Source organism: Terrabacter lapilli (assembly GCF_039531305.1).
In the GTDB taxonomy this organism is placed as follows: Bacteria; Actinomycetota; Actinomycetes; order Actinomycetales; family Dermatophilaceae; genus Terrabacter; species Terrabacter lapilli.
On record NZ_BAAAPU010000001.1, the window covers coordinates 293,156 to 316,498 of the forward strand.

Genomic DNA, 23,343 nt, shown 5'->3' on the forward strand with positions numbered 1-23,343 from the left:
GGATCAGCTTCCCTTGACGATTCCGAAGAGGATGGCGAGCGGCGGGAGCGCGAAGCCGATGGCGGTCACCAGCGCGATGACCAGCCCGGTCGTCCTGGCGGCGCGGCGCGCCTTGGTGCTGCTCGTCCAGCCGAGGGTCTGGGCGGCGCTCCAGACGCCGTGCCACAGGTGCATGCCGAGGGCGACGAGGGCGAGCAGGTAGATGACGACGACCCACCAGACCTGGAAGCTCGAGATGACGAGCTTGCCGGCGCTGTCGCCCGCGGCCTCGCTGCCGACGTTGATCTTGAGGATCGTGAACTGCAGCAGGTGCCACACGAGGAAGAGCAGCAGCGCGATGCCGCCCCAGCGCATCATCCGGCTGCGCAGGGTCGCCTTGGCGGCCTGCTTGGCCACGTAGCGGGTCGTGCGCGCGCCGTTGGCGCGGCTCCACAGCCAGAAGGCGGCGTACGCGTGGGCGACGAGCGACACGACGAGCACCGCGCGGAAGATCCAGAGGAACCCGCCGAAGGGCAGGATCGGCATCAGGATGGTGCGCAGGTGCAGGGCGTACTCGTCGAACGCCGCGACGCCGCCGAAGATCTTGAGGTTGCCGTACATGTGCAGCAGCACGTAGAGCACGAAGAGCGCACCCGAAAGGGCCATGAGCAGCTTCATGAACACGGTGGTGCGGCGTGCCGACGCGGGTCGAGGAGTTCCCGTCGCTGGGAGAGTGTTGGTGGCCACCTGCGCACTTTATCCCTGCGGTTTCCGCACCCAAATTCCTACCCGCTGGTATGAGGCCGCTTGTGACAATGTCAACAGCAACCCTCGACACCAACACGTACGCCGGGTGGCGGCGGGCCGTAACCGAGTGCGGCCGCCGTCCAGGATCCCAGCCGCCGGCTGAGCCCTAGGAGGCGCCGCCGCGGGAGTGACCAGCGGGAAATCGTGAAAAGTCGGACACGCCTGATCAGTGACCCCTAGCCTTCGGGCGGACGCGGGGCAGGGAGCCCCGTCGAGCGCAGGGAGATCAACGATCGTGACCGAAGACTTCACCAACCCCCAGACGGCAGAGACCATGCCGCCTCCAGTCGCTTTAGCGGCACCCGCACCAGCGTCGGCGGTGACGCAGTGGCAGCAGCCGGGCCCCTTCGCCCCGGTCCCGAGCGGTCCGGTGGGGAAGGTGCGATCCACGGGATCGTGCATCCTCCTCTCGATCGTCACTCTCGGCATCTACCCCCTTGTCTGGTACTACCAGACTCACGAGGAGATGAAGCGTCACACCGGTGAGGGGCTCGGCGGTGGCCTGGCCCTCGTCATCGCCCTCTTCTTCGGCATCGTGCTTTCGTTCCTCACCCCTGGAGAGGTGGCCCGCCTCTACGAACGGCGCGGCCAGCAGGCGCCTGTCTCGGCGGTGACGGGTCTGTGGACACTGCTCGGCGCGATCATCGTGATCGGTCCGATCGTCTGGTTCGTCAAGACGAACGGCGCGCTCAACGCCTACTGGCGTTCGGTCGGCGCGCGCGGCTGACGCCATAAGCGTCTGCGAGCCGCCCAGGGAACGACACCATGCCGCTCACTAGGGTGAGCGGCATGGTGCTCCCCGCGGCGGCCGCGGCCCTCGACTGGGCGATGGACAAGTCCCTCGTCCTCGGCTACTCCAAGATCGGCCCGGCCCTTCGCCGCAGGTGGTGGCCCGCCGACCCGGAGCCGGGGGCGCTGGCCGGCCGCCACGTCCTCGTCACCGGTGCGAGCGGCGGCCTGGGGCTGGCTGCCGCCCGGGGCCTGACCCGCCTCGGCGCCGTCGTCCACCTCACCGGGCGTGACGCCGGGCGGCTCGACCGGGCGCGGTCCGAGCTGCTGCAGCAGCAGCCGCTCGCGCACGTGCGGGTGCACGTCGCGGACATCAGCGACCTCGCCGCCACCGCGCACTTCGCCCGGCACTTCGTCGACGAGGTCCCCGCCCTGCACGCCGTCGTGCACAACGCCGGTGTCATGCCGCCGCGGCGGACGACGACGCCGGAGGGCCACGAGCTCACCCTGGCCACCCACGTGCTCGGCCCACACGTGCTGACGTACGGGCTGCGTGACGTGCTCGCCGGGGGTCGCGTCGTCGTCGTCACGTCCGGCGGCGCATACGGGCAGCGCCTCGCCGTGGACGACGCCGAGTACGCGCGCGGCGACTACTCCGGCGTCACGGCATACGCCCGCACCAAGCGCATGCAGCTCGTGCTGACGCAGCTGTGGGCCCGCGACCTGGCCCGCGACCGGATCACCGTGCACTCGATGCACCCGGGCTGGGCCGACACCCCGGGAGTCACGGACTCGCTACCGCGTTTCGCCGCGCTCACCGGGCCGCTGCTGCGCGACGCGGACTCGGGGGCCGACACCGCCGTCTGGCTCACCGCCACCGCGGAGCCCATCGGCTCCGGTGGCTTCTGGCACGACCGGCGACGCCGACCGACGCACTACGCGCCCGTCGGGGTCGAGACGCCCGAACAGGTCGAGCGGTTCTGGCGGTTCGTCCGGGAGCAGACGGGCGTGCCCGAACCCGACGGGCCCGCGACGTCGGTCAGCTGACCAGGCCGGCGCGGATCAGGCGGGGTCGCTGTGTGACAGGTAGGCCGCGAGTGCGGCACGCCAGTCGCGGATGGGCGGGACCCCGGCGCGTTCGAGCGACTCGTGCGAGAGCACGCTCCACGACGGTCTCGGCGCAGGAAGGCCGAGCGCCTCACTCGTGGTGGCCTGCACCCGATCGGGGTCCAGGCCCCGCTCCTCGAAGATCGCCTGGGCCAGGCCGCGCCACGTCGTCCGTCCGGACGCGCTGCCGTGGTGCACGCCGTAGGCCGGTGGGGCCGCGACCAGGCGCACGATCAGGTCGGCGACGTCGGCGGTCCAGGTCGGCTGGCCCACCTGGTCGTCGACGACGGTGAGCGTCTCCCGCTCGGCGGCGAGGCGCAGCATGGTCGCGACGAAGTTGCCGCCGCCGGCGCCGTAGAGCCACGCGGTGCGGACCACCCACGACTCCGGGCACAGGGCCCGCACGGCCCACTCGCCGGCCGCCTTGGTCCGGCCGTAGGCCGAGCGGGGCGCGATGGGGTGGTCGACGGCATACGGCTCGGTGGCGTCCCCGTCGAAGACGTAGTCGGTGGAGATCTGCACCATCCGCGCACCGGCTCGCCGGGCAGCCGCCGCCAGGTTGGCGGCGCCGACCGCGTTGACGGCGAAGGCGCCGGCCTCGTCGGCCTCGGCCGCGTCGACGGCTGTCCAGGCGGCGCAGTTGACGACGAGGTCGTGTCCCTCGACACCGGCCACGCACTGGGAGGCGTCGGTGATGTCGAGGTCGGCGCGGTCCATCGCGGTGACGACGTGCCCGGCGCCGCGCAGGGCCGGAACCAGGTCATGGGCGAGCATGCCCCCGGCCCCGGTGACCAGCACGCGGAGCGAGTCCCCGACGGGCATGCTCACCGGCACAGCCTGGCGTAGACGCGCTCGGCGTCGTCCTTCGCGCTGAGCCACCACTCCTCGTTGTCGCGGTACCACGCGATCGTGGCCTCGAGGCCGGCGCGGATGTCGCCGTAGCGGGGGCGCCAGTCGGTCTCGTGCCGCAGCTTGGAGGAGTCGATGGCGTAGCGCAGGTCGTGCCCCGGCCGGTCGTCGACGTGCTCGAACCAGTCGGCGGGCTTGCCCATCAGCTCGAGCAGCAGGGCCACGATCTGCCGGTTGTCGCGCTCCCCGTCGGCGCCGATGAGGTACGTCTCCCCGAGCCGGCCCTGCTCGAGGATGGCGACCACGGCGTCGTTGTGGTCGTCGACGTGGATCCAGTCGCGCACGTTGAGCCCGGAGCCGTAGAGCTTGGGCTTGATGCCCTGCAGGATGTTGGTGATCTGGCGCGGGATGAACTTCTCCACGTGCTGGCGCGGGCCGTAGTTGTTGGAGCAGTTCGACACGGTCGCCTTGATGCCGAACGAGCGGATCCACGCCCGCACGAGCAGGTCGGCGCCGGCCTTGGTGGCCGAGTAGGGGCTCGACGGGTTGACCGGTGTCGCCTCGGTGAAGCGCTCCGGGTCGTCGAGCTCGAGGTCGCCGTAGACCTCGTCGGTCGAGATGTGGTGCAGCCGCTTGTCGTGCCGGCGCACCGCCTCGAGCAGGGTGAACGTGCCGACGACGTTGCTCTCCACGAACGGCCACGGGCTGTCCAGGCTGTTGTCGTTGTGCGACTCGGCCGCGAAGTGCACCACGACGTCACACTCAGCCACGAGCGGGTCCACGACGGCCGCGTCCGCCACCGAGCCGACGACGAGTCGCACGGGGCCCGCGTTGTCGCCCGCCCCGTCACCGAGGACCGGCTCCAGCGAGGCCCGGTTGGCCGCATACGACATCGAGTCGAGGACGGTGATCGACCAGTCCGGGCGGGTCTCGCGGGTCCGCAGGACGAAGTTGGAGCCGATGAAACCGGCCCCGCCGGTGACGAGTAGGCGCATGGCGCGGAGCCTAGCCGCTCAGCGTGCTCCCAGCCTCGCCGGTCAAGGCGTTCTCGCGCTTCCCCTAGGGTGGGACTTATGAGGGGAATTGTTCTCGCCGGGGGCACCGGGAGCAGACTGCATCCGATCACGCGCGGCATCAGCAAGCAGCTCATGCCGGTCTACGACAAGCCGATGGTCTACTACCCCCTCTCGACCCTGATGATGGCCGGCATCCGCGAGGTGCTCGTCATCACCACCCCCCAGGACGCCGAGCAGTTCGAGCGCCTCCTCGGTGACGGCTCGCAGTGGGGGATGAGCATCACGTATGCCGTGCAGCACCGCCCCGACGGCCTGGCCCAGGCGTTCATCCTCGGTGCCGACTTCATCGGCGGCGACAGCGTCGCGCTCGTCCTCGGCGACAACATCTTCTTCGGACCGGGCCTCGGCACGCGCCTCCAGGACAACACCCAGGTCGCCGGTGGGCACATCTTCGCCTACCGCGTCGCCGACCCCACGGCCTACGGCGTCGTCGAGTTCGACGGCGACGGCACGGTGCTCTCGATCGAGGAGAAGCCCGCCCAACCCAGGTCGAGCTATGCCGTGCCCGGCCTCTACTTCTACGACAACGACGTCGTGGAGATCGCCAAGGGGCTGACGCCCAGCGCCCGCGGCGAGCTCGAGATCACCGCCGTGAACGATGCCTACCTGCGCCGCGGCGACCTCACCGTCAGCGTGCTGCCCCGCGGCACAGCGTGGTTCGACACCGGCACCTTCGAGGGCCTCATCGAGGCCAGTCAGTTCGTCCACGTCGTCGAGGCGCGGCAGGGGCAGAAGATCGGCTGCGTCGAGGAGGTCGCGTGGCGCCAGGGCTGGCTCACCGACGACCAGCTCGAGCGGCACGCCGAGGACCAGCACAAGAGCGGCTACGGCGTCTACCTGCGCTCGCTCATCGCCGAAGGACGGTAGGACCGCTGATGGAGATTCGCCCGCTGAAGATCGACGGCGCGTGGGAGATCAGCCCGCGCCTGTTCCCCGACGACCGTGGGGTGTTCCTCGAGTCGTTCCGCGGCGACCACCTCGCCGAGGTCATCGGCCACCGGCTCGACGTCGTCCAGACGAACGTATCGGTCTCGGCCTGCGGCACGGTCCGCGGCATCCACTTCGCCGACGTGCCGGTGGGCCAGGCGAAGTACGTCACCGCGGTGTCGGGCTCGCTCGTCGACTACGTCGTCGACCTCCGCGTCGGCTCGCCGACCTTCGGGCAGTGGGACTCGGTGGTGCTCGACGCGGTGGACCGCCGGGCCGTCTACCTCGCCGAGGGCCTCGGTCACGCGTTCTGCGCCCTCGAGGACGGCACCACCGCCCACTACCTCTGCTCGGCCGCCTACAACCCGAGCGCCGAGCACGGCATCCACCCGCTCGACCCGGGCGTGGGTCTCGTCCTCCCCGACGGCATCGAGCCGCTCCTGTCGCCCAAGGACGCGGCGGCGCCCACCCTCACCGAGGCGCAGGAGTCGGGCCTGCTCCCGACGTATGCGGCGTGCCTCGACTTCCGCGCGACCCAGCGCTGAGCGGCCACCGAGCCCACCGAAGCTGAGGCGGGCGGACGGCATACGTCCTCGGGCGTATGCCGTCCCGCGGCTCCTCAGGTCAGCTCGGTGCGACCCTGGGCCGTGAGCGTCTCGACGACCCGCTTGACGTCCTGGGCGCGGTCCGGACGCGTGATGAGCAAAGCGTCCTGGGTGTCGATGACGACGAGGTCGTCGACGCCGATCAGCGCGACGAGGCGGCCGGCGGCGGCCACGGTCGCGGTCGAGTCGATGCTGATGATGTCGTCGATGGGACCGATCGCGGTGATCCCGGGCAGGTCGGCGGACTCGCCGACCAGCCTTGTGACGGAGGCGAAGTCGCCCACGTCGTCCCAGCCGAGCGAGGCGGGCACGACGGCGACCCGTCCGGCGGCGGCCGCGGGCTCGGCGACGGCGTGGTCGATGGCGATCTTCTGCAGCGACGGCCACAGGTCGCGCATCCGGAGCGGGTCGCCGGCGATGGTGCGCAGGTGGTCGACCATCTCGGGGTGGTTCTGCGCGAGCAGCTCGAGCAGGGTGGTGGCACCGACGACGAACATGCCCGCGTTCCAGCGGTATTCGCCGCTCTCGAGGTAGCGGGTCGCCGTCTCCCGGTCCGGCTTCTCGACGAACTCGTCGACGCGGTGGGCGCTCGGTGCCCCGACGACGTCGAGGCGCTCGCCGAGGCGGATGTAGCCGAAGCCCGTCGCCGGCTCGGTCGGCTCGATGCCGATGGTCGCGAGCTCGCCGCGGCGCGCCAGCACGACGGCCTCGGCGACCGCGCGGCGGAAGTTCTCCGGTTCGGTGATGACGTGGTCGGCGGCGAAGGACCCGAGGACGGCCTCGGGGTCACGGCGTTCGAGGATCGCGGCGGCCAGCCCGATGGCCGGCATCGAGTCACGCGGCGACGGCTCGCCGACGACGGCGTCGTAGCCGAGCATCGGCAGCTGGCGGCGCACGGCCTCCTCGTGGGCGACGCCGGTGACGACGAGGATCCGGTCCTCGACGAGGGGCTGGAGCCGGTCCCAGGTCGCCCGCAGCAGCGACTGGCCCGAGCCGGTCAGGTCGTGCAGGAACTTGGGGGAGTGCCGGCGGGAGATGGGCCACAGCCGCGTGCCCGAGCCGCCGGCGGGGATCACGGCCCAGAGACCCGGTATGCCTGTCATGGGGCACACCGTATCCAGACCCGGCGGTGCGCCGGGCACGCGACAGGCTCAGCCGACGTCGCGCCGTCGCAGCGCGGCCAGACCCGCGGCACCGACGGCGACGGCAACGAGGGTCAGCCCGACGAGCGGCGGCCACTGCAGCGTCCCGCCCGGCAGCCCGGGCAGGTGCGTGAAGGGGGAGAGGTCGAGGAGCCACCCGGGCAGGTTCAGCAGGTCGCCGAACTCGCCGAGGACGAGGAAGAGGATGAGCACGGCCCACGCGAGCCCGGTGAAGCGGGGCAGCGCGCCGTAGAGCAGCATCGCGACGGCCATCGTCACCCAGACGGCCGGCAGGGTGGAGAGGCCGGCTCCCGTGAGGCGTCCGACGGTCCCGCCGATGTCGCCGCTGTCGGCACCGTGCACGACCCCGGCCACCACCGCCCCGACGACCATCACGAGTGCCGAGGCGGCAACCGCGATCCCGAGGTGGCCGAGCGCCCACCCGACCCGCCGGACCGGCGTCGCCAGCAGCGCCTCGAGGCGGGAGGTGGTCTCCTCGGTGTGCATCCGCGTGACCAGCGCGATCGCCAGGGCGGAGGCGCCGATGGCGGCGAAGTGCAGCTCCGTCGCGAAGAAGAGGTCGGTGACCGACCCCGCGACGCCGCCGCCCAGGGCCTTGAGCATGTCGGCCACCGCGGGTGAGTCCACGAAGGTCTCGACGCTGCGGGCGATGGAGCCCAGGACGAGGCCGAGCACCACGTAGGCGACCACCCAGCCGACGAGGGTGCCGCGGACGAGCCGCAGCGTCAGGGCTCCCGGGGACGCGATGGTGCTGCGGTCGTGACCGGCCCGGCTCGGCAGCACCCCGGAGCCGAGGTCGCGCCGCTCGAGCAGCGCGAAGGCGACTGCCACGAGCGCGACGTAGAGCGCGATGCCGAGCAGCACCAGCCAGTAGCGGTTCTCGCCGTACGGCGAGACCTTGACGCCCCAGCCGAGCGGGGTGAGCCAGGAGAGGAAGCGGGCCGGGCTGTCGCTCGCCGCGGTGTCCCCGACGGCCCGGACGAGGAAGGCGACGGCGAGCGCGCCAAGCGACCAGGCCGCTGTGCCGCGGGTGCTCGACGTCAGCTGTGCGGCCACGGCCGTGACGCCGACCCAGGACAGCCCGATGATCAGCCAGCACACCCCGAGGGCGACCGAGCCGGCCGGGTTGAGCCCGACCCCGATCGACCAACCGACGGTGAGGACGACGGTGAGCAGCACGGCGGACGTGCCGAGGACGACGGCCGAGGCCAGCGCCGCCCGTCGGCCCACGACGCCCGCTCCGAGCAGCTCGAGCCGCCCGGTCTCCTCCTCCGTACGCGTGTGGCGCCGGACGACGACGTAGGCGAGCAGCCCGAGGAAGACGCCGCCGAGGAGCACCGACTTGAAGGTGGCGATCGAGTCGAGGCCGAGGCTCGAGATCGGGCCGTACATCGCCACGAGCGCCGGGTTGGCCAGCGTCGGCGCCATCGACGCCTGGGCCGACGCGAGGTCGGGGAAGAGCGCGAACGTCGCCTGCGCCGACAGCGCCACGAAGGCGGCGAGACCGAGCGCGCTGGCAGGGATGAGCACGCGGTCCCGGCGTGCCGCCAGGCGCAGGAGCGAGGTCGTCCCGGTCAGGCCCGGGTCGAGCGGGCGCCGCGGAGGCGGGGACTCGATGGGGCGCGGCGCCGTGGTTGCGGTGGTCATCGTGCCTCCGCGGGGGTCGACCGGTACTGCTCCATGAAGAGCTCCTCGAGCGTCGGGGGAGCGCTGGTCAGCGCCGTGATCCCGTGCGCGCCGAGCAGCTCGAGCAGCCGCCCCAGCTCGTCACTGCTCACGGTGCACGTCACGTCGAGGCCCGCCACGGTGACGTCCCCGACCCCGGGAAGCGCCCGCATCTGCGCGGCGTCCATCGGGTGCGTGAGCGTGGCGCGGACCGTCGTGCGGGACAGGTGGCGCAGCTGGGTCAGCGTCCCGGACTCGACGTTGCGACCCTCGCGGATGATGCTGACGCGGTCGCACACCTGCTCCACCTCGGAGAGGATGTGGCTCGACAGCAGCACGGTGCCCCCCGCCTCGCGGAACTCGTGGACGACCTCCCGGAAGACGGCCTCCATCAGCGGGTCGAGCCCCGAGGTCGGCTCGTCCAGCAGCAGCAGCTCGACGTCGGAGGACAAGGCAGCGACCAGGGCCACCTTCTGCCGGTTCCCCTTGGAGTAGGAGCGCCCCTTCTTCGTCGGGTCGAGGTCGAACCGCTCGATCATCTCGGCCCGCCGCCTCTCGTCGACCCCGCCCCGCAGCCGGGCCAGGACGTCGATGACCTCGCCGCCGGTGAGGTTCGGCCACAGGGCCACGTCGCCGGGGACGTAGGCCAGGCGCCGGTGCAGGGTCGTGACGTCGCGCCAGGGGTCGCCGTCGAGGAGGGTGGCGGTCCCGCCGTCGGCGCGGATGAGGCCGAGCAGGATCCGCAGGGTGGTGGACTTGCCGGCCCCGTTCGGGCCGAGGAAGCCGTGGATCTCGCCGGTCGCCACGTCGAGGTCGAGCCCGTCGAGGGCGACCGTGCGGCCGAAGCTCTTGTGCAGCCCGTGGACCTGGATCGCGGAGGTCATGGATCGACGGTACACAAGATTCACGATTTACTGAATGATATGAGAGATCGGCTAGGGTCGGCGCAGGCGACGGAGGAGGACGCGGTGACCGCAGCGCAGCGCAGGGCCCGGGACGAGCAGGCGGTCTCCGCCTACGTCGAGCGCTTCGGCGACACCCTGACCGACGCCGGTATGCCGCGACTGGCCTCTCGCGTCTTCGCGCAGCTGCTCGCCGACGACGACGGCCGCATGACCGCGACCGAGCTGACCGAGGCCCTGGACGTCAGCCCGGCCGCCGTCTCCGGCGCGGTGCGCTACCTGACTCAGACCTACCTCATCGGCAAGGAGCGCGAGCGGGGGTCGCGCCGCGACGTCTACGTCGTGCAGGCGGACGCCTGGCACGGCGCGATGCTCTCCCGCGACCGGGTGCTCGCCCAGATCGAGACGAGCCTGCGGGCCGGGATCCCCGCCGTCGGTGGCACCGACACCGAGGCCGGCCGGCGACTGCAGCTGTCGGTCGCCTTCCTCGAGTTCCTCGGCGAGCGGCTGGGGGCCTTGGAGGGGGAGTGGGAGGACCGCAAGGCCGAGCTCACCCGCACCTGGCCGGCCGGCGCCTGACCCGTCGAGAGGCCACTCTCTGCCGGTCCTCCACCGTCGAAGGGCCACGTGTGGCCGCCTCCCAACCGTCGAAGGGCCACGTGTGGCCGCCTCCCAACCATCGAAGGGCCACGTGTGGCCGCCTCTCAACCGTCGAAGGGCCACGTGTGGCCGCCTGTCAACCGTCGAAAGGCCACGTCTTGTCGGGACCCGGGCTGACGGCATACGCCCTCGGTGGCGTGAGATCGACAACGTTCGCCCGGCGGGGCGGCTGCCACGGCCCCGCCGCCGATACGCTCGGCAGCATGGCTGACAGCACTGGTGCGCGCTCCGAGTCCGACCTGCCCATCGAGCCCGTCTACGACGCGTCGGCCCTCGCGGGCTTCGACCCCGAGGCCAAGCTCGGCGCGCCCGGCCGCTACCCCTTCACCCGGGGCGTCTACCCCTCGATGTACACCGGGCGCCCGTGGACGATGCGCCAGTACGCCGGCTTCGGCACCGCCAAGGAGAGCAACCAGCGCTACCACCAGCTCGTGCAGGCCGGCACCGGTGGCCTCTCGGTCGCGTTCGACCTGCCGACGCAGATGGGCTACGACTCCGACGAGCCGATCGCGCACGGCGAGGTCGGCAAGGTCGGCGTCGCCATCGACAGCCTCGACGACATGCGCACCCTCTTCGAGGGCCTGCCGCTCGACAAGATCTCCACGTCCATGACGATCAACGCGCCCGGCTCGACGCTGCTGCTGCTCTACCAGCTCGTCGCCGAGGAGCAGGGCGTCGCCGGTGACCAGCTGACCGGCACGATCCAGAACGACGTGCTCAAGGAGTACATCGCCCGCGGCACCTACATCTACCCGCCGCGCGAGTCGCTACGCCTCATCGCCGACGTCTTCGCCTACTGCCACAAGGAGATGCCGCGCTGGAACACCATCTCCATCAGCGGCTACCACATGGCCGAGGCCGGGGCGACGCCCGTGCAGGAGATCGCCTTCACCCTGGCCAACGCCATGGAGTACGTCCGCGCCGCCCAGGCCGCCGGCCTGCACGTCGACGACTTCGCGCCACGCCTCTCCTTCTTCTTCGTCGCGCGCACCACGCTGCTCGAGGAGGTCGCGAAGTTCCGCGCCGCCCGTCGCATCTGGGCGCGGATCATGAAGGAGCAGTTCGGCGCCCAGAACCCCAAGTCGATGATGCTGCGCTTCCACACGCAGACCGCCGGCGTGCAGCTGACCGCCCAGCAGCCCGAGGTCAACCTCGTCCGCGTCGCCCTCCAGGGTCTCGGCGCCGTCCTCGGCGGCACCCAGTCCCTGCACACCAACTCCTTCGACGAGGCCATCGCCCTGCCCACCGAGAAGGCCGCCCGCCTCGCGCTGCGCACCCAGCAGGTCATCGCCTACGAGACCGACGTGACCAAGACCGTCGACCCCTTCGCCGGCTCCTACGTCATCGAGTCGATGACCGACGAGATCGAGGAGGCGGCGCTCGCGCTCATCCAGGCCGTCGAGGACAAGGGAGGTGCGGTCGCCGCCATCGAGCAGGGCTTCCAGAAGTCCGAGATCGAGCGGTCGGCCTACCGGGTCCAGCTCGAGATCGACAACGGCGAGCGCACCGTCGTCGGCGTCAACAGGTACACGCTCGACCAGGAGGAGCGCTACGAGCCGCTGCGCGTCGACCCGACCATCGAGGCCGACCAGCGCGCCCGCCTCGAGGCGCTGCGTGCCGATCGCGACGACGATGCCGTCAAGGCCGCGCTCGGGCGACTGCAGGAAGCGGCCCGCGGCACCGACAACGTCCTCTACCCGATGAAGGAGGCGCTCGCCGCCCGCGCCACGGGCGGCGAGGTCGCGCACGCCCTGCGTGAGGTGTGGGGCGTCTACCAGCCGCGCGAGACCTTCTGACCCCTGCCGCCGGTCGAGGCCGTATGCCGTCCGCCCCCGCCCGCTGACCCTGCCCTCCCGCCGCCGGGCGCCGGTGCGAGTGGCCGGACCGAACGCCCGAAACCCGTCTCACAGGGCCTTTCGCAGCTTCGATCCGGTCACTCGACCCGTCCGGAGGCGGCGCAGGCCCTGCGAACGGCGCAGGGCGACGACCTCCTCGATGGCGCACCGCACCACCTCCGCCTCGAACATGACCTGCTCCCAGGTGAAGCGGAGCACGAGCCAGTCCCGGGTCACGAGCCCGTTGTAGCGGCGGCAGTCGCGGTCGAAAGCCCTTCGCCCGGTGTGGAACTCGTGGCTGTCGGCCTCGAGCACGATCCGGAGGTCGTCGTCCGCGAGGTCGACGCGCGCGAAGAAGCCGTCGTAGCGGATCCGCAGTTGCGGCTCGAGCTCCAGCCCGCGCACCCCCAGCGCGATGGCACGCAGCGTCGACTCGAACGGGTTGGCCGCCCGCGGGTCCGACGCCTCCAGCACCCGCTTGACCCTGTCCCGCTGACGCGGCGGCAGCCACGCGCTCCGGTCCAGCACCGTCGAGGTCCGCAGGCCGGCTCGTCGTGCCGAGTCGGCGACGGACAGGGCGTCGGCGAACGGCAGGTCGAGGCAGCAGTCGACGACGGTGCGGACCGGCGTCGTCACCCAGCCGTCCGACACGTCGTCGGCATCCAGATCACGCCAGTGGACGACGACGCCGTCGGACGCACCCGCCGGCAGGCTGCGCTTGGCCCGAACCGTCACGTGCGGCTCATCGGACGGCATGCGCACCTTCCACCCCCAGTGCAGGGCGGCGGTGGTGTGCGACGCGGCGCCGCTGAGCCGGTGCGCAGCCGCGCGGGCGGCCTCCGTCCCGGCGAGGCAGTAGTGGCCGCGTGAGGTGCGCGCCACCAGGCCCGCCTCGAGTGCGGCGTGCACGTGCCGCCAGTGCACGCCGGCGAGGCGCAGCTGCTGGGCCGTCGCGGTGCCACCGAGACGGACGAGGGCCTTGACCGCGCGCATGCGTCGATCCTGCTGAGCGCCCGCCGAGCCCTGCCGCCGTCATCCACAGGGAACGACGAGCCGGAACCAACCGCGGTTACGGCCCTGGAGGGTCGGAACCGGCGTTCGATCCGGCTGATCGGACCGTCCGGCCGTGCCGCGGGCAGGCGGCGCACTCCCGCATCCCGGGCAGCGCGTAGATGAAGCAGCACGACACCCGGGTGGGCTCCGGCCCGACGCTCTCGCCCGCGGCACCGCACGCCAGCCGCACCGCCGTCGCCCAGACGTCCTCGACGACCCCCCACCGCTGGCGCGAGCTCATCTTCACCCCGGGGGCGTACGCCGCCACGACCTCCGAGACCAGCGCGCGGTATGCCGTCCGGCCCCGTTCCAGACGTCGCGTGCGGTCGGCGTCCTCCTCCAGCGAGGCTCGGTCCGGGTCCACCACGATGCGCGCGGGGTACAGGCCCGGCGCCGGCTCGAAACCGAGCCCGGCCGCGGACGGCACGAGCACCCACGGACCCAGCACGGCGGCATACGCCATCGGGGTCGCGGCCACCTCGCACGCCCACTGGAGCACGAACGCCGCGGGGATGTGCGCTCGCACCGGGACGTCGTGACGGTCCCGCATCTGGCGGCGCAGGGCGTCGCGCCACGGCTCGAGCGGGTCGGCGCCGGCGCGCACGTGGGCCACGACGTCGCCGAACCACACCGTGGCCGCGGACGTCTCGGTCGTCATGGTGGTGAACGGCAGGGCACGGTCGACGACCGACACGACGTGCCGGACAGCCTGGGCGACCTGCACGGCACGCACCGACTGCGTCTGCGCCTGCTGCTCCAACGCTGACCTCTCCCTCCCTCATGACGGACCCGGCGGACCCGCTCGGAGCCCCGCGAGCGGGGGCCCGGCCCATCCTCTCGCTAGACTCCGGTGCTCGTGACCGACCGCACGCCCCCGCCGCCCTTCGAGGCCATCGCCCGAACCGTCGGAGAGCACGTGCCGGAGCTGGTCGCCATCCGGCGTGACCTGCACACGCACCCCGAGCTGGGCCGCGGCGAGATCCGCACCACCGCCCTTATCGCCGAGCGCCTCGAGCGCGCCGGCATCGGCGTCCGACGGCTGCGCGGCACCGGGCTCGTCGCGGAGATGGGCGCGACCGACCCAGCGCACCGCATCGCCCTGCGGGCCGACATCGACGCCCTGCCCATCCGAGAGCAGACCGGTCTCGAGTTCGCCTCGCAGACCGACGGCGTCAGCCACTCCTGCGGCCACGACGTGCACACCACCGCCCTCCTCGGCGCGGCGCTCGCGCTCAAGGAGGTCGAGGCGCGGCTCGTCGCGGCAGGCATCGGCGCCCGCCTCGTGTTCCAGCCCGCCGAGGAGCTCATGCCCGGCGGCGCCGAGGACGTCGTGTCCCAGGGCGGGCTCGTCGGCGTCGACCGCATCTTCGCGCTGCACTGCGACCCCAGCCTCGACGCCGGACAGGTGGGCCTTCGCGTCGGCGCGGTCACCGCCGCAGCGGACCAGATCGAGGTCACGCTCTCCGGCCGCGGGGGACACACCTCGCGCCCGCACCTGACGCAGGACCTGACGTACGCCCTCGCCAAGGTCGTGACCGACGTGCCCGCCGTGCTGTCGCGGCGTCTCGACCCGCGCGCCGGGGCGGCCCTCGTCTGGGGCTCGATCCACTCGGGCGGCGCGGCCAACGTGATCCCCGCCTCCGGCAAGGTCGGCGGCACCCTGCGCATGCTCGATGCCAGCATCTGGGACGGCGTCGAGCGCCTCCTCGAGTCGGTCGTGCACGAGGTCGTCAAGCCGTATGCCGTCCAGGCCGACGTGTCGATCACCAAGGGTGTGCCGCCCGTGGTCAACGACGCGGCGTGCATCGACGCGCTCACCGCCGCGGTGACCGGGACCGGCGGCTTCGTCGCGCCGACGCCCCAGTCCCTCGGCGGCGAGGACTTCGCGTGGTACCTCACCCACGTGCCCGGTGCCATGGCCCGGCTCGGCACCCGCACGCCCGGCGGTCCCACCTACGACCTGCACCGCGGCGACCTCGTCGTCGACGAGGCCGCGATCCCGGTCGGGGCCCGCATGCTGGCCGGCGTCGTCTTCTCCGCCGCGGCCCAGCTGGCGGGCACCCCGACGCTGACCGGCGTCTCTCCGCTGACAGCGGTCGCGGATCGGTAACACTTGCTGCGACTCGTCCGAAGCCGCTCAGATCTTGCTGCTGCGGGGTCTACAGTTCCGTGCTATCTGGGCCGATGTCGTCGTCGGCCCCGCGCATCTAAGGAGCACCTCTTGCGTCACGCAACCAAGGTCGCGTCTGTGGTCGCTGCAGCGGCCCTGGGCCTCGCGGCCTGCGGCAGCAGCACCGGCAACTCGACGTCTCCCGGCAGCACGGGCGGTTCGACCGGCGGTGCCGGCAGCAGCTCGCTGAAGATCGGCATGGCCTACGACGTGGGCGGTCGCGGTGACCAGTCGTTCAACGACGCGGCAGCCGCGGGCCTCGACAAGGCCAAGAACGAGCTCGGTGCCAGCGTCAAGGAGGCCTCGGCCGTCGCGGGTGAGTCCGAGTCCGCGCGCAAGGACCGCCTCCAGTCGCTGATCGACGCCGGCTACAACAACATCGTCGCCGTCGGCTTCGCCTACGCCAAGGCCGTCGGCGAGACCGCCAAGGCCAACCCCGACGTCAAGTTCGCCATCGTCGACGACGCGTCGCCCGACTCCGCCGGCCCGAACGTCGACCAGATCACCTTCGCCGAGGAGCAGGGCTCCTTCCTCGTCGGAGCGGCTGCGGCCCTCAAGAGCAAGACCAACCACATCGGCTTCATCGGCGGTGTGCAGACCGAGCTCATCAAGAAGTTCGAGGCGGGCTACGAGGCCGGCGCCAAGGCCGTCAAGCCGGGCATCAAGATCGATGTCAAGTACCTCACGCAGCCGCCGGACTTCTCGGGCTTCAACTCCGTCGACAAGGGCAAGGCTGCGGCCGACGGCATGTACCAGGGCGGCGCAGACGTCGTCTACCACGCGGCCGGCGGTTCCGGCGGCGGTGTCTTCACGGCAGCCAAGTCGGCGGGCAAGTGGGCCATCGGCGTCGACTCCGACCAGGCCAAGACGGCCCCGGCCGACGTCCGCGACGTCATCCTCACCTCGATGATCAAGAAGGTCGACGTCGGTGTCTACGACTTCATCAACGAGGTGAAGAACGGCTCCTTCAAGGCCGGCAACAAGATCTTCGACCTCAAGGCGGGCGGTGTCGACTACTCCACGACGGGTGGCCACATCGACGACATCAAGAGCAAGCTCGACGACTACAAGCAGAAGATCATCTCGGGCCAGATCACGGTCCCGAAGTCCTGATCGCCTGACAGCTCGGCAGGGGGAGCGGCCTGTTCCGCCGTCCCGCTGGACGGCCCGGGCGGCGCGCGCAGCGTCGTCCGGGCCGTCGCTTCCTCCGCAACAGTTCTCTCCGCAGGCCCGACCGCGGGCCGCCGCCACCGCGGGCCTTGCCAGGGTCGGGGGTGCTGGTTCAATACTCGATCGACGCCCGCGCCGAGGCGGGCCCGCATGAGGAGTGTGTGTCATCGTCAGCAACGCGCCCGTGACCGGGGACAAGCCCGGCGAGCCCGCCAGGGCCGTCCACCACGGAGCCCCGGCCGTCCGGCTCGAGGGCATCACGAAGCGGTTCCCGGGTGTCGTGGCCAACAAGGACATCTCCCTCACCGTCGACAAGGGCACCGTGCACGCCATCGTGGGCGAGAACGGCGCCGGCAAGTCGACGCTCATGAAGATCCTCTACGGCGTGCAGCAGCCCGACGAGGGCACGATCGAGGTCGACGGGAAGGTGCGCCAGCTGCGCTCCCCGTCGGACGCCATCGCCGCCGGCATCGGCATGGTCTTCCAGCACTTCCAGCTCGCCGACAACCTGACGGTCCTCGAGAACGTCGTCCTGGGCGCCGAGAAGCTCCACGGCATCGGTGACGCGGCTCGCGCCAAGATCCGCGAGATCTCCGGGGCGTACGGCCTCGACGTCCGCCCCGACGCGCTCGTGGCCGACCTCGGGGTGGGCGCGCGCCAGCGCATCGAGATCCTCAAGGTCCTCTACCGCGGCGCGCGCATCATCATCCTCGACGAGCCGACCGCGGTCCTCGTGCCGCAGGAGGTCGACGAGCTCTTCGACAACCTGCGCGAGCTGAAGTCCGAGGGACTGACGGTCGTGTTCATCTCGCACAAGCTCGACGAGGTGCTCAAGGTCGCCGATGCCATCACCGTCATCCGGCGCGGCACGACCGTGGCCGAGGTCGACCCGACCGGCGTCACCCCGCGCCAGCTGGCCGAGCTCATGGTCGGCTCCGAGCTGCCGTCACCCTCGACCGAGGAGTCGACGGTGACGCAGACGCCGGCACTGACGGCGGAGCACATCTCCCTCGCCGACCCGGCCGGCGGACGAGCCCTGCTCGAGGACGTCAGCCTCACGATCCACGCCGGCGAGATCGTCGGCATAGCCGGCGTCGAGGGCAACGGCCAGGCCGAGCTCGTCGAGGTCATCATGGGCATCCGGGAGCCCTCGAGCGGCCGCATCCTGCTCGGCGACGTCGACATCTCCGACTGGGAGGTCCGCGAGATCCGCGAGGCCGGCATCGGCTACATCCCCGAGGACCGGCACCGCCACGGCCTGCTGCTCGAGGCGCCGCTCTGGGAGAACGTGATCCTCGGGCACCAGACCGAGGCGGTCAACGTCTCGGGTCCCGGCGGCATCCTCGTCAACGCCTCGGGCGCCAAGCGCGAGACGGAGACGATCGTCGAGGAGTACGACGTGCGCACCCCGTCGATCAACGTGACGTCCGGGTCGCTCTCCGGTGGCAACCAGCAGAAGCTCATCATCGGCCGCGAGATGCGCCGCAACCCGCGCGTCCTCGTGGCCGCGCACCCGACCCGCGGCGTCGACGTCGGCGCGCAGGCCGCGATCTGGGACCACATCAAGGCGGCCCGCCGCAACGGCCTCGGTGTCCTGCTCATCTCGGCCGACCTCGAGGAGCTCGTCGGCCTGTCCGACACCATCCGCGTCATCCTCCGTGGGAGCCTCTCGGGCGAGTTCGACCCCGACCAGGTGACACGCGAGGAGCTCGGCGCCGCCATGACGGGTGCCCAGCCGACGCCGGCCGAGAAGGCGACCGACGCAGCGACCGACGCAGCGACCGACGCAGCGGCCCACCCAGCGACCAGCACGGCGACCGGGACAGCCGTCGGCCCGGACGCAGGAACGACGGCCGACCCGGACGCCGGCGCCACCCACGAGGGGGAGACCCGATGAGCACCCGCTTCGACGCCCGTCGCATCCTGATGGCGATCGCGGCGCCGCTGCTGTCGATCGTCGTGGCCGTGGTGGTCACGAGCATCATCCTGTTCGTCGCCGGCGACCCCGTCGGCGCGGTCTGGGCGCAGCTGTTCAAGGCCCCGCTGCCGCGCCAGGTCGTCAACATCATCAACGGCGCCTCGGTCTACTACCTGTCGGCCATCGCGGTGGCGATCGGCTTCCGGATGAACCTGTTCAACATCGGCGTCGACGGGCAGTACCGCGTGGCCTCGTTCGCCGCCGCGCTCTTCGCCGGCCAGGGCTGGCTCCCTGGCTGGCTCAACATCATCGTCGCCCTTCTCGTGGCGATGGCCTCCGGGGCGGTCTGGGCCGGGATCGCGGGCGTCCTCAAGGTGACGCGGGGCGTCTCCGAGGTGATCTCCACGATCATGCTCAACTCCATCGCGACCTTCCTCGTCGCGTTCCTGCTCGGCAAGACGGCCGAACGGGTGCAGGGCAGCAACGCGACCAACACCAAGCCGCTGCCCCAGGACTCCCGGGTTCCCGGGATCTCCCTCGACGGCATCATCGCCACGCCGAGCAAGATCTACGGCTTCGTGCTCCTCGCGATCGTGGTCGGCATCCTCTACTGGTTCGTCATCAACAAGACGCGCTTCGGCTTCGACCTCCGCGCCACCGGCCGCTCCGAGTCTGCCGCCGTCGCCAGCGGCGTCAAGGTCAAGCGGATGGTCCTCACGTCGATGCTCATCTCCGGCGCCGCTGCCGGGCTCGTCGGGATGCCGCTCCTCTTCGGGCAGGACTACGTCTACGGCGACACCGTCCAGGCGGGCCTGGGCTTCGCCGGCATCGCCATCGCCCTGCTCGGTCGCAACAACCCCGTCGGCATCGCCTTCGCCGCGCTGCTGTGGGCCTACCTCGACGCGCAGGGCAACGGCCTGCAGATCACCGCCGGCGTCAGTGACCGCCTCGTGCTCGTCATCCAGGGAGTCATCGTGCTGTCCGTCGTCATCGCCTACGAGGTCGTGCGCCGCGCCAACGTCCGCCTCGAGCAGCGTCGCGTCGCCAGCGAGCTCGCCCGGCAAGCCGGCGCGCCGGCGGAAGGAGCGGTGGCATGAGCACCCCCGTCATCACCGAGACCGCCCCGGCCACCGCCCCGGCGGCGGGGCGCACCGGCCGCCCGCGCTGGTTCTGGGCCGCCATCGTCGTGGGGGCCCTCGTCGTCCTCTCCACGGTGCGGGTCATCACCGGCGCCAACGACATCGACTCGTCCGGCGCCGTCATGGCGGCCATCGGCCTGGCCGTGCCGATCGGCCTCGCCGGCCTCGGCGGCCTGTGGAGCGAGCGGGCCGGCGTCGTCAACATCGGCCTCGAGGGCATGATGATCTTCGGCACGTGGGGCGGGGCCTTCTTCGGCTACCACTACGGCCCGTGGGCGGGCATCTTCGGCGCGATCCTCATGGGCGTCCTCGGGGGCGCCATCCACGCGGTCGCGACCGTCGTGTTCGGCGTCGACCACATCGTCTCCGGTGTCGCGATCAACCTGCTCGGCGCGGGCGCCGGCGCCTACCTGGCCGTCCGCACGTTCACCGGGCTCCCGGGCGGCGGCCCGACGCAGTCACCGCCGCTGCAGCAGCTGCCGTTCCTGTCGGTCCCCGGTCTCGCGGACCCGCTGCTGACCCTCGAGCAGAAGCACTGGTGGCTCGTCTCCGACCTCGCCGCGGTGCTGCGCGCGGTGACGACCAACCTCAACGTCCTGACGGTCATCGCCGTGCTGCTGCTCGTCGCGACGTGGTGGATCCTGTGGCGCACGGCCTTCGGGCTGCGGCTGCGCTCCTGCGGTGAGTCGCCGGTGGCTGCCGAGACCCTCGGCGTCAACGTCTACCGCTACAAGTTCGTGGCGGTCTTGATCTCCGGTGGCCTGGCCGGCCTGGCCGGTGGCTTCCTCGTCCTCGTCGCGAGCAACCTCTACCGCGAGGGGCAGACGGGCGGACGAGGCTACATCGGCCTGGCCGCGATGATCTTCGGCAACTGGCGTCCGGGCGGCCTCGCCGGCGGCGCGGCCCTCTTCGGCTACGCCGACGCGGTCCAGCTCCGCGGTGGCGGCGACGTCGTGCGGGCCTACCTCCTGCCGATCGCCATCGCCCTCGTCGCGTGGGGGATCTGGCAGCTCGTTCGGCGTCGCCGGGGCAAGTCCTTCACCGGCGTGCCGATGGTGGTCATGGGTGTCCTGGCGCTCGGCTGGTTCCTCTCGGCCCCGAGCGTGCCCAACGAGTTCACCGGCATGACGCCGTACGTCGCGACGCTGCTCGTGCTCGCGTTCGCCTCGCAGCGACTGCGTATGCCGGCTGCCGACGGAGCCGTGTACCGCAAGGGTGAGGCGTCGTGACCGCACAGGCGGACGGGTCGGCCGGCGCGCCTGCCGGCGTGTCGGCGGACGTGGACTGGGAGGCGCTGCGCCTGCGCGCCGTGGAGCTGATGGAGCGCGCCTACGCCCCGTACTCCCGCTTCCGGGTGGGCGTGGCCGGGCTCGTGGACGACGGACGCGTCGTGGCGGGCTGCAACGTGGAGAACGCGGCATACGGCGTCGCGCTGTGCGCCGAGTGCGGCATGGTGTCCGAGCTCCACGCCACGGGCGGCGGCCGGCTGACGGCCGTCTTCTGCGTCGGTTCCGACGGGCGGGCGCTGATGCCCTGTGGCCGCTGCCGCCAGCTGTTGTGGGAGAACGGCGGACCGGAGTGCCTGCTCATGACACCCGAGGGAGTGCTGCCGATGACGGCGGTGCTGCCCCAGGCCTTCGGCGTCGACGACCTGCGTCACGCCGAGGGCTGAAGCCGGCGCCGCCTGCGGGCGGCGCCGTGCGGGTCTGGGACATGATGGGTCCCGTGAGCGAAGCCTTCGATGCCGTCGACGTCATTTCCGCCAAGCGCGACCGGGAGGAGCTCTCGGACGCGCAGATCGACTGGGTGATCGACGCGTACACCCGCGGCGTCGTCGCCGAGGAGCAGATGTCGGCGCTGGCGATGGCGATCTACCTCAACGGCATGACCTCCCGCGAGATCGCCCGGTGGGCCGACGCGATGATTCGCTCGGGGGAGCGCCTCGACTTCTCGTCGCTTTCCCGCCCCACGAGCGACAAGCACTCGACCGGTGGGGTGGGCGACAAGATCACGCTGCCGCTGGCGCCGATCGTCGCGGCCTGCGGGGTCGCCGTGCCCCAGCTCTCCGGACGCGGCCTCGGGCACACGGGCGGCACCCTCGACAAGCTCGAGTCCATCCCCGGGTGGCGGGCAGACCTCTCCAACGACGAGATGCTGCGCCAGCTCGAGGACGTCGGTGCCGTCATCTGCGCGGCCGGCTCGGGGCTCGCACCTGCCGACAAGAAGCTGTACGCGTTGCGCGACGTCACGGGGACCGTCTCCTGCGTGCCCCTGATCGCGACGTCCATCATGAGCAAGAAGATCGCCGAGGGCACTGGCTCGCTCGTCCTCGACGTCAAGGTGGGCTCGGGTGCGTTCATGAAGGAGCTCGGCCAGGCGCGTGAGCTCGCAGAGACGATGGTGCGGCTCGGCACCGACGCCGGGGTGCACACCGTGGCGCTGCTGACCAACATGGAGACGCCACTCGGCCTCACCGCCGGCAACGCCCTCGAGGTGCGCGAGTCGATCGACGTTCTCGCGGGCGGCGGACCCGAGGACGTCGTCGAGCTGACTCTGGCCCTGGCGCGCGAGATGGTGGCCGGCGCGGGCCGCTCGGACATCGACCCAGCGGACGTCCTCGCCGACGGTCGGGCCATGGACGTCTGGCGCCGCATGATCAGCGCGCAGGGCGGCGACCCCGACGCCGAGCTGCCACGGGCCAAGGAGACCCATCACGTCCTGGCCCCGGCCGACGGGGTGCTCGTGAAGCTGGACGCCCTCGCCGTGGGGGTGGCCGCCTGGCGTCTCGGCGCCGGCCGCGCGCGCAGGGAGGACGCCGTGCAGGCCGGTGCCGGCGTCGAGCTGCACTACAAGCCGGGAGCGACCGTGCGCGGCGGGGAGCCGCTCATGACGCTGCACACCGACGAGCCCGAGCGGTTCGCGCGGGCGATCGAGGCTCTCGAAGGGGGGTACGCCATCGCCCCCGAGGGCTCGCGTCCCGACCTGCCCTCGATCGTCATCGACCGGATCTCCTGAGCCAGGGCGAGCGGTTGGCGGGGCGTTTCGACCCGATTTTGGAGATCCTTAGGGGCCGGGCTAGTGTTCTCTTCGTCAGCCCGACAGGGAGGAACGGACGCCACCGCGGCGGTGTGATCACCGCGCGAAGCTGGCCGGTCCCGGGGTTGACCACCATGGTTCAGGGCTTGCCGGTTCGTCCGGTATGGTCGTGGACCGCGCCGGCTGGGCCTCGAGTGATCGGGGGTGGCCGGAGAAAGCGCTGGAGCGCCCGGATGGATCGGGTAGACTTCGGTGAGCAGGAACCGCTGATTCCAAGCGGGTCAGATCTGGCCGCCCTGAGGGCGGATCGCAGGTTTGACTCCCAAGCTTGAGGCGGGTAAGTTTGAAGGGTTGCCCCGGAGGCCGGGCCCGCGTTGGTGGGTGTGGTTGATGGTGTGTGTCCGATGCTTGAGAACTCAACAGCGTGTCAAAAATCGATGCCAATTACCTCGTCCCGGGGCTGGTGTGGTCTCACTGTTCGGTGGGGCTAACTGGTCTTGGACGAATTATCCTTTGGTTGAATTGAATGACTGACTCTTTTTGAGCTGGTTGT

The 23,343-nt window shown here is 71.5% G+C and carries 21 protein-coding genes; 13 read left to right on the forward strand and 8 right to left on the reverse strand.

The genetic code is table 11. The features are described 5' to 3' along the window. Window positions 1-3: 3 nt before the first annotated feature. Window positions 4-726 carry a succinate dehydrogenase cytochrome b subunit gene (locus ABD241_RS01225; RefSeq protein ID WP_344057600.1) on the reverse strand — a complete coding sequence of 241 codons (723 nt, stop codon included), beginning with the start codon at window positions 724-726 and terminating at the stop codon, window positions 4-6. Window positions 727-1,021: 295 nt separating this feature from the next. On the opposite strand from ABD241_RS01225, the gene ABD241_RS01230 reads away from it, so the two are divergent. Continuing rightward, window positions 1,022-1,513, forward strand: a complete 492-nt coding sequence (locus tag ABD241_RS01230; protein WP_344057602.1) for a DUF4234 domain-containing protein — start codon at window positions 1,022-1,024, stop codon at window positions 1,511-1,513. Window positions 1,514-1,575: 62 nt separating this feature from the next. Beyond that, window positions 1,576-2,562: an SDR family NAD(P)-dependent oxidoreductase gene (locus ABD241_RS01235; protein WP_344057604.1), complete on the forward strand. Its 987-nt coding sequence runs from the start codon at window positions 1,576-1,578 to the stop codon at window positions 2,560-2,562. A 15-nt stretch (window positions 2,563-2,577) separates the two neighbouring features. On the opposite strand, the gene rfbD is transcribed toward ABD241_RS01235, so the two are convergent. Then, on the reverse strand, window positions 2,578-3,444 hold the full coding sequence (gene rfbD / locus ABD241_RS01240) for a dTDP-4-dehydrorhamnose reductase (RefSeq protein ID WP_344057660.1): 867 nt from the start codon (window positions 3,442-3,444) through the stop codon (window positions 2,578-2,580). A 2-nt stretch (window positions 3,445-3,446) separates the two neighbouring features. Beyond that, window positions 3,447-4,466 (reverse strand): dTDP-glucose 4,6-dehydratase, encoded by a 1,020-nt coding sequence (rfbB, locus tag ABD241_RS01245; protein WP_344057606.1) that lies wholly within the window; start codon window positions 4,464-4,466, stop codon window positions 3,447-3,449. A 78-nt stretch (window positions 4,467-4,544) separates the two neighbouring features. Here rfbB and rfbA point away from each other — a divergent pair, with 78 nt between their 5' ends. Next, window positions 4,545-5,414, forward strand: a complete 870-nt coding sequence (gene rfbA / locus ABD241_RS01250; RefSeq protein ID WP_344057608.1) for a glucose-1-phosphate thymidylyltransferase RfbA — start codon at window positions 4,545-4,547, stop codon at window positions 5,412-5,414. 8 nt (window positions 5,415-5,422) lie between these two features. Beyond that, window positions 5,423-6,019, forward strand: a complete 597-nt coding sequence (locus ABD241_RS01255) for a dTDP-4-dehydrorhamnose 3,5-epimerase family protein (protein ID WP_344057610.1) — start codon at window positions 5,423-5,425, stop codon at window positions 6,017-6,019. A 74-nt stretch (window positions 6,020-6,093) separates the two neighbouring features. Here ABD241_RS01255 and ABD241_RS01260 read toward each other — a convergent pair whose 3' ends face one another. Genes ABD241_RS01260 through ABD241_RS01270 form a run of 3 tightly spaced genes read right to left on the reverse strand, consistent with a single transcriptional unit; the run spans window position 6,094 to window position 9,791 of the window. Beyond that, complete coding sequence (locus ABD241_RS01260; RefSeq protein ID WP_344057614.1) at window positions 6,094-7,182, reverse strand: mannose-1-phosphate guanylyltransferase; 1,089 nt, start codon at window positions 7,180-7,182, stop codon at window positions 6,094-6,096. A 48-nt stretch (window positions 7,183-7,230) separates the two neighbouring features. Beyond that, on the reverse strand, window positions 7,231-8,889 hold the full coding sequence (locus ABD241_RS01265) for an ABC transporter permease (protein WP_344057616.1): 1,659 nt from the start codon (window positions 8,887-8,889) through the stop codon (window positions 7,231-7,233). After that, on the reverse strand, window positions 8,886-9,791 hold the full coding sequence (locus ABD241_RS01270; protein WP_344057618.1) for an ABC transporter ATP-binding protein: 906 nt from the start codon (window positions 9,789-9,791) through the stop codon (window positions 8,886-8,888). Before ABD241_RS01270 ends, ABD241_RS01265 begins: the two co-directional genes overlap by 4 nt. 84 nt (window positions 9,792-9,875) lie before the next feature. On the opposite strand from ABD241_RS01270, the gene ABD241_RS01275 reads away from it, so the two are divergent. Together ABD241_RS01275 and ABD241_RS01280 are read left to right on the forward strand one after the other, a co-directional pair. After that, complete coding sequence (locus tag ABD241_RS01275) at window positions 9,876-10,388, forward strand: GbsR/MarR family transcriptional regulator (RefSeq protein ID WP_344057620.1); 513 nt, start codon at window positions 9,876-9,878, stop codon at window positions 10,386-10,388. A 284-nt stretch (window positions 10,389-10,672) separates the two neighbouring features. Continuing rightward, entirely contained in the window at window positions 10,673-12,265 is a 1,593-nt protein-coding gene (locus ABD241_RS01280; protein ID WP_344057623.1) for an acyl-CoA mutase large subunit family protein, read from the forward strand. Window positions 12,266-12,373: 108 nt separating this feature from the next. Here ABD241_RS01280 and ABD241_RS01285 read toward each other — a convergent pair whose 3' ends face one another. Both ABD241_RS01285 and ABD241_RS01290 read right to left on the reverse strand, forming a co-directional pair. Continuing rightward, the gene (locus tag ABD241_RS01285) at window positions 12,374-13,297 is read right to left on the reverse strand and encodes a type IV toxin-antitoxin system AbiEi family antitoxin domain-containing protein (RefSeq protein ID WP_344057625.1); all 924 of its coding nucleotides are present in this window, start codon (window positions 13,295-13,297) and stop codon (window positions 12,374-12,376) included. 76 nt (window positions 13,298-13,373) lie between these two features. Beyond that, window positions 13,374-14,117, reverse strand: coding sequence for a (2Fe-2S)-binding protein (locus ABD241_RS01290; RefSeq protein WP_344057627.1), 744 nt, complete (start codon window positions 14,115-14,117; stop codon window positions 13,374-13,376). 96 nt (window positions 14,118-14,213) lie between these two features. Between ABD241_RS01290 and ABD241_RS01295 the strand changes: the two genes are divergently transcribed. The 7 genes from ABD241_RS01295 to ABD241_RS01325 all read left to right on the forward strand — a co-directional run bounded on the left by ABD241_RS01295 (window position 14,214) and on the right by ABD241_RS01325 (window position 22,769). After that, complete coding sequence (locus ABD241_RS01295; RefSeq protein ID WP_425580640.1) at window positions 14,214-15,467, forward strand: amidohydrolase; 1,254 nt, start codon at window positions 14,214-14,216, stop codon at window positions 15,465-15,467. Window positions 15,468-15,578: 111 nt separating this feature from the next. Next, window positions 15,579-16,640 (forward strand): BMP family lipoprotein, encoded by a 1,062-nt coding sequence (locus ABD241_RS01300; protein WP_344057632.1) that lies wholly within the window; start codon window positions 15,579-15,581, stop codon window positions 16,638-16,640. 241 nt (window positions 16,641-16,881) lie between these two features. Further along, window positions 16,882-18,594, forward strand: a complete 1,713-nt coding sequence (locus ABD241_RS01305) for an ABC transporter ATP-binding protein (RefSeq protein ID WP_344057634.1) — start codon at window positions 16,882-16,884, stop codon at window positions 18,592-18,594. After that, window positions 18,591-19,712, forward strand: coding sequence for an ABC transporter permease (locus tag ABD241_RS01310; protein ID WP_344057636.1), 1,122 nt, complete (start codon window positions 18,591-18,593; stop codon window positions 19,710-19,712). The genes ABD241_RS01305 and ABD241_RS01310 overlap by 4 nt, the downstream gene beginning before the upstream one ends. Then, window positions 19,709-20,983, forward strand: a complete 1,275-nt coding sequence (locus tag ABD241_RS01315) for an ABC transporter permease (protein WP_344057638.1) — start codon at window positions 19,709-19,711, stop codon at window positions 20,981-20,983. Before ABD241_RS01310 ends, ABD241_RS01315 begins: the two co-directional genes overlap by 4 nt. Continuing rightward, the gene (locus ABD241_RS01320) at window positions 20,980-21,426 is read left to right on the forward strand and encodes a cytidine deaminase (protein WP_425580641.1); all 447 of its coding nucleotides are present in this window, start codon (window positions 20,980-20,982) and stop codon (window positions 21,424-21,426) included. Before ABD241_RS01315 ends, ABD241_RS01320 begins: the two co-directional genes overlap by 4 nt. A 53-nt stretch (window positions 21,427-21,479) precedes the next feature. Beyond that, a complete protein-coding gene (locus ABD241_RS01325) occupies window positions 21,480-22,769 on the forward strand; it encodes a thymidine phosphorylase (protein WP_344057640.1) in 1,290 nt (429 codons plus the stop codon). Window positions 22,770-23,343 lie beyond the last annotated feature (574 nt).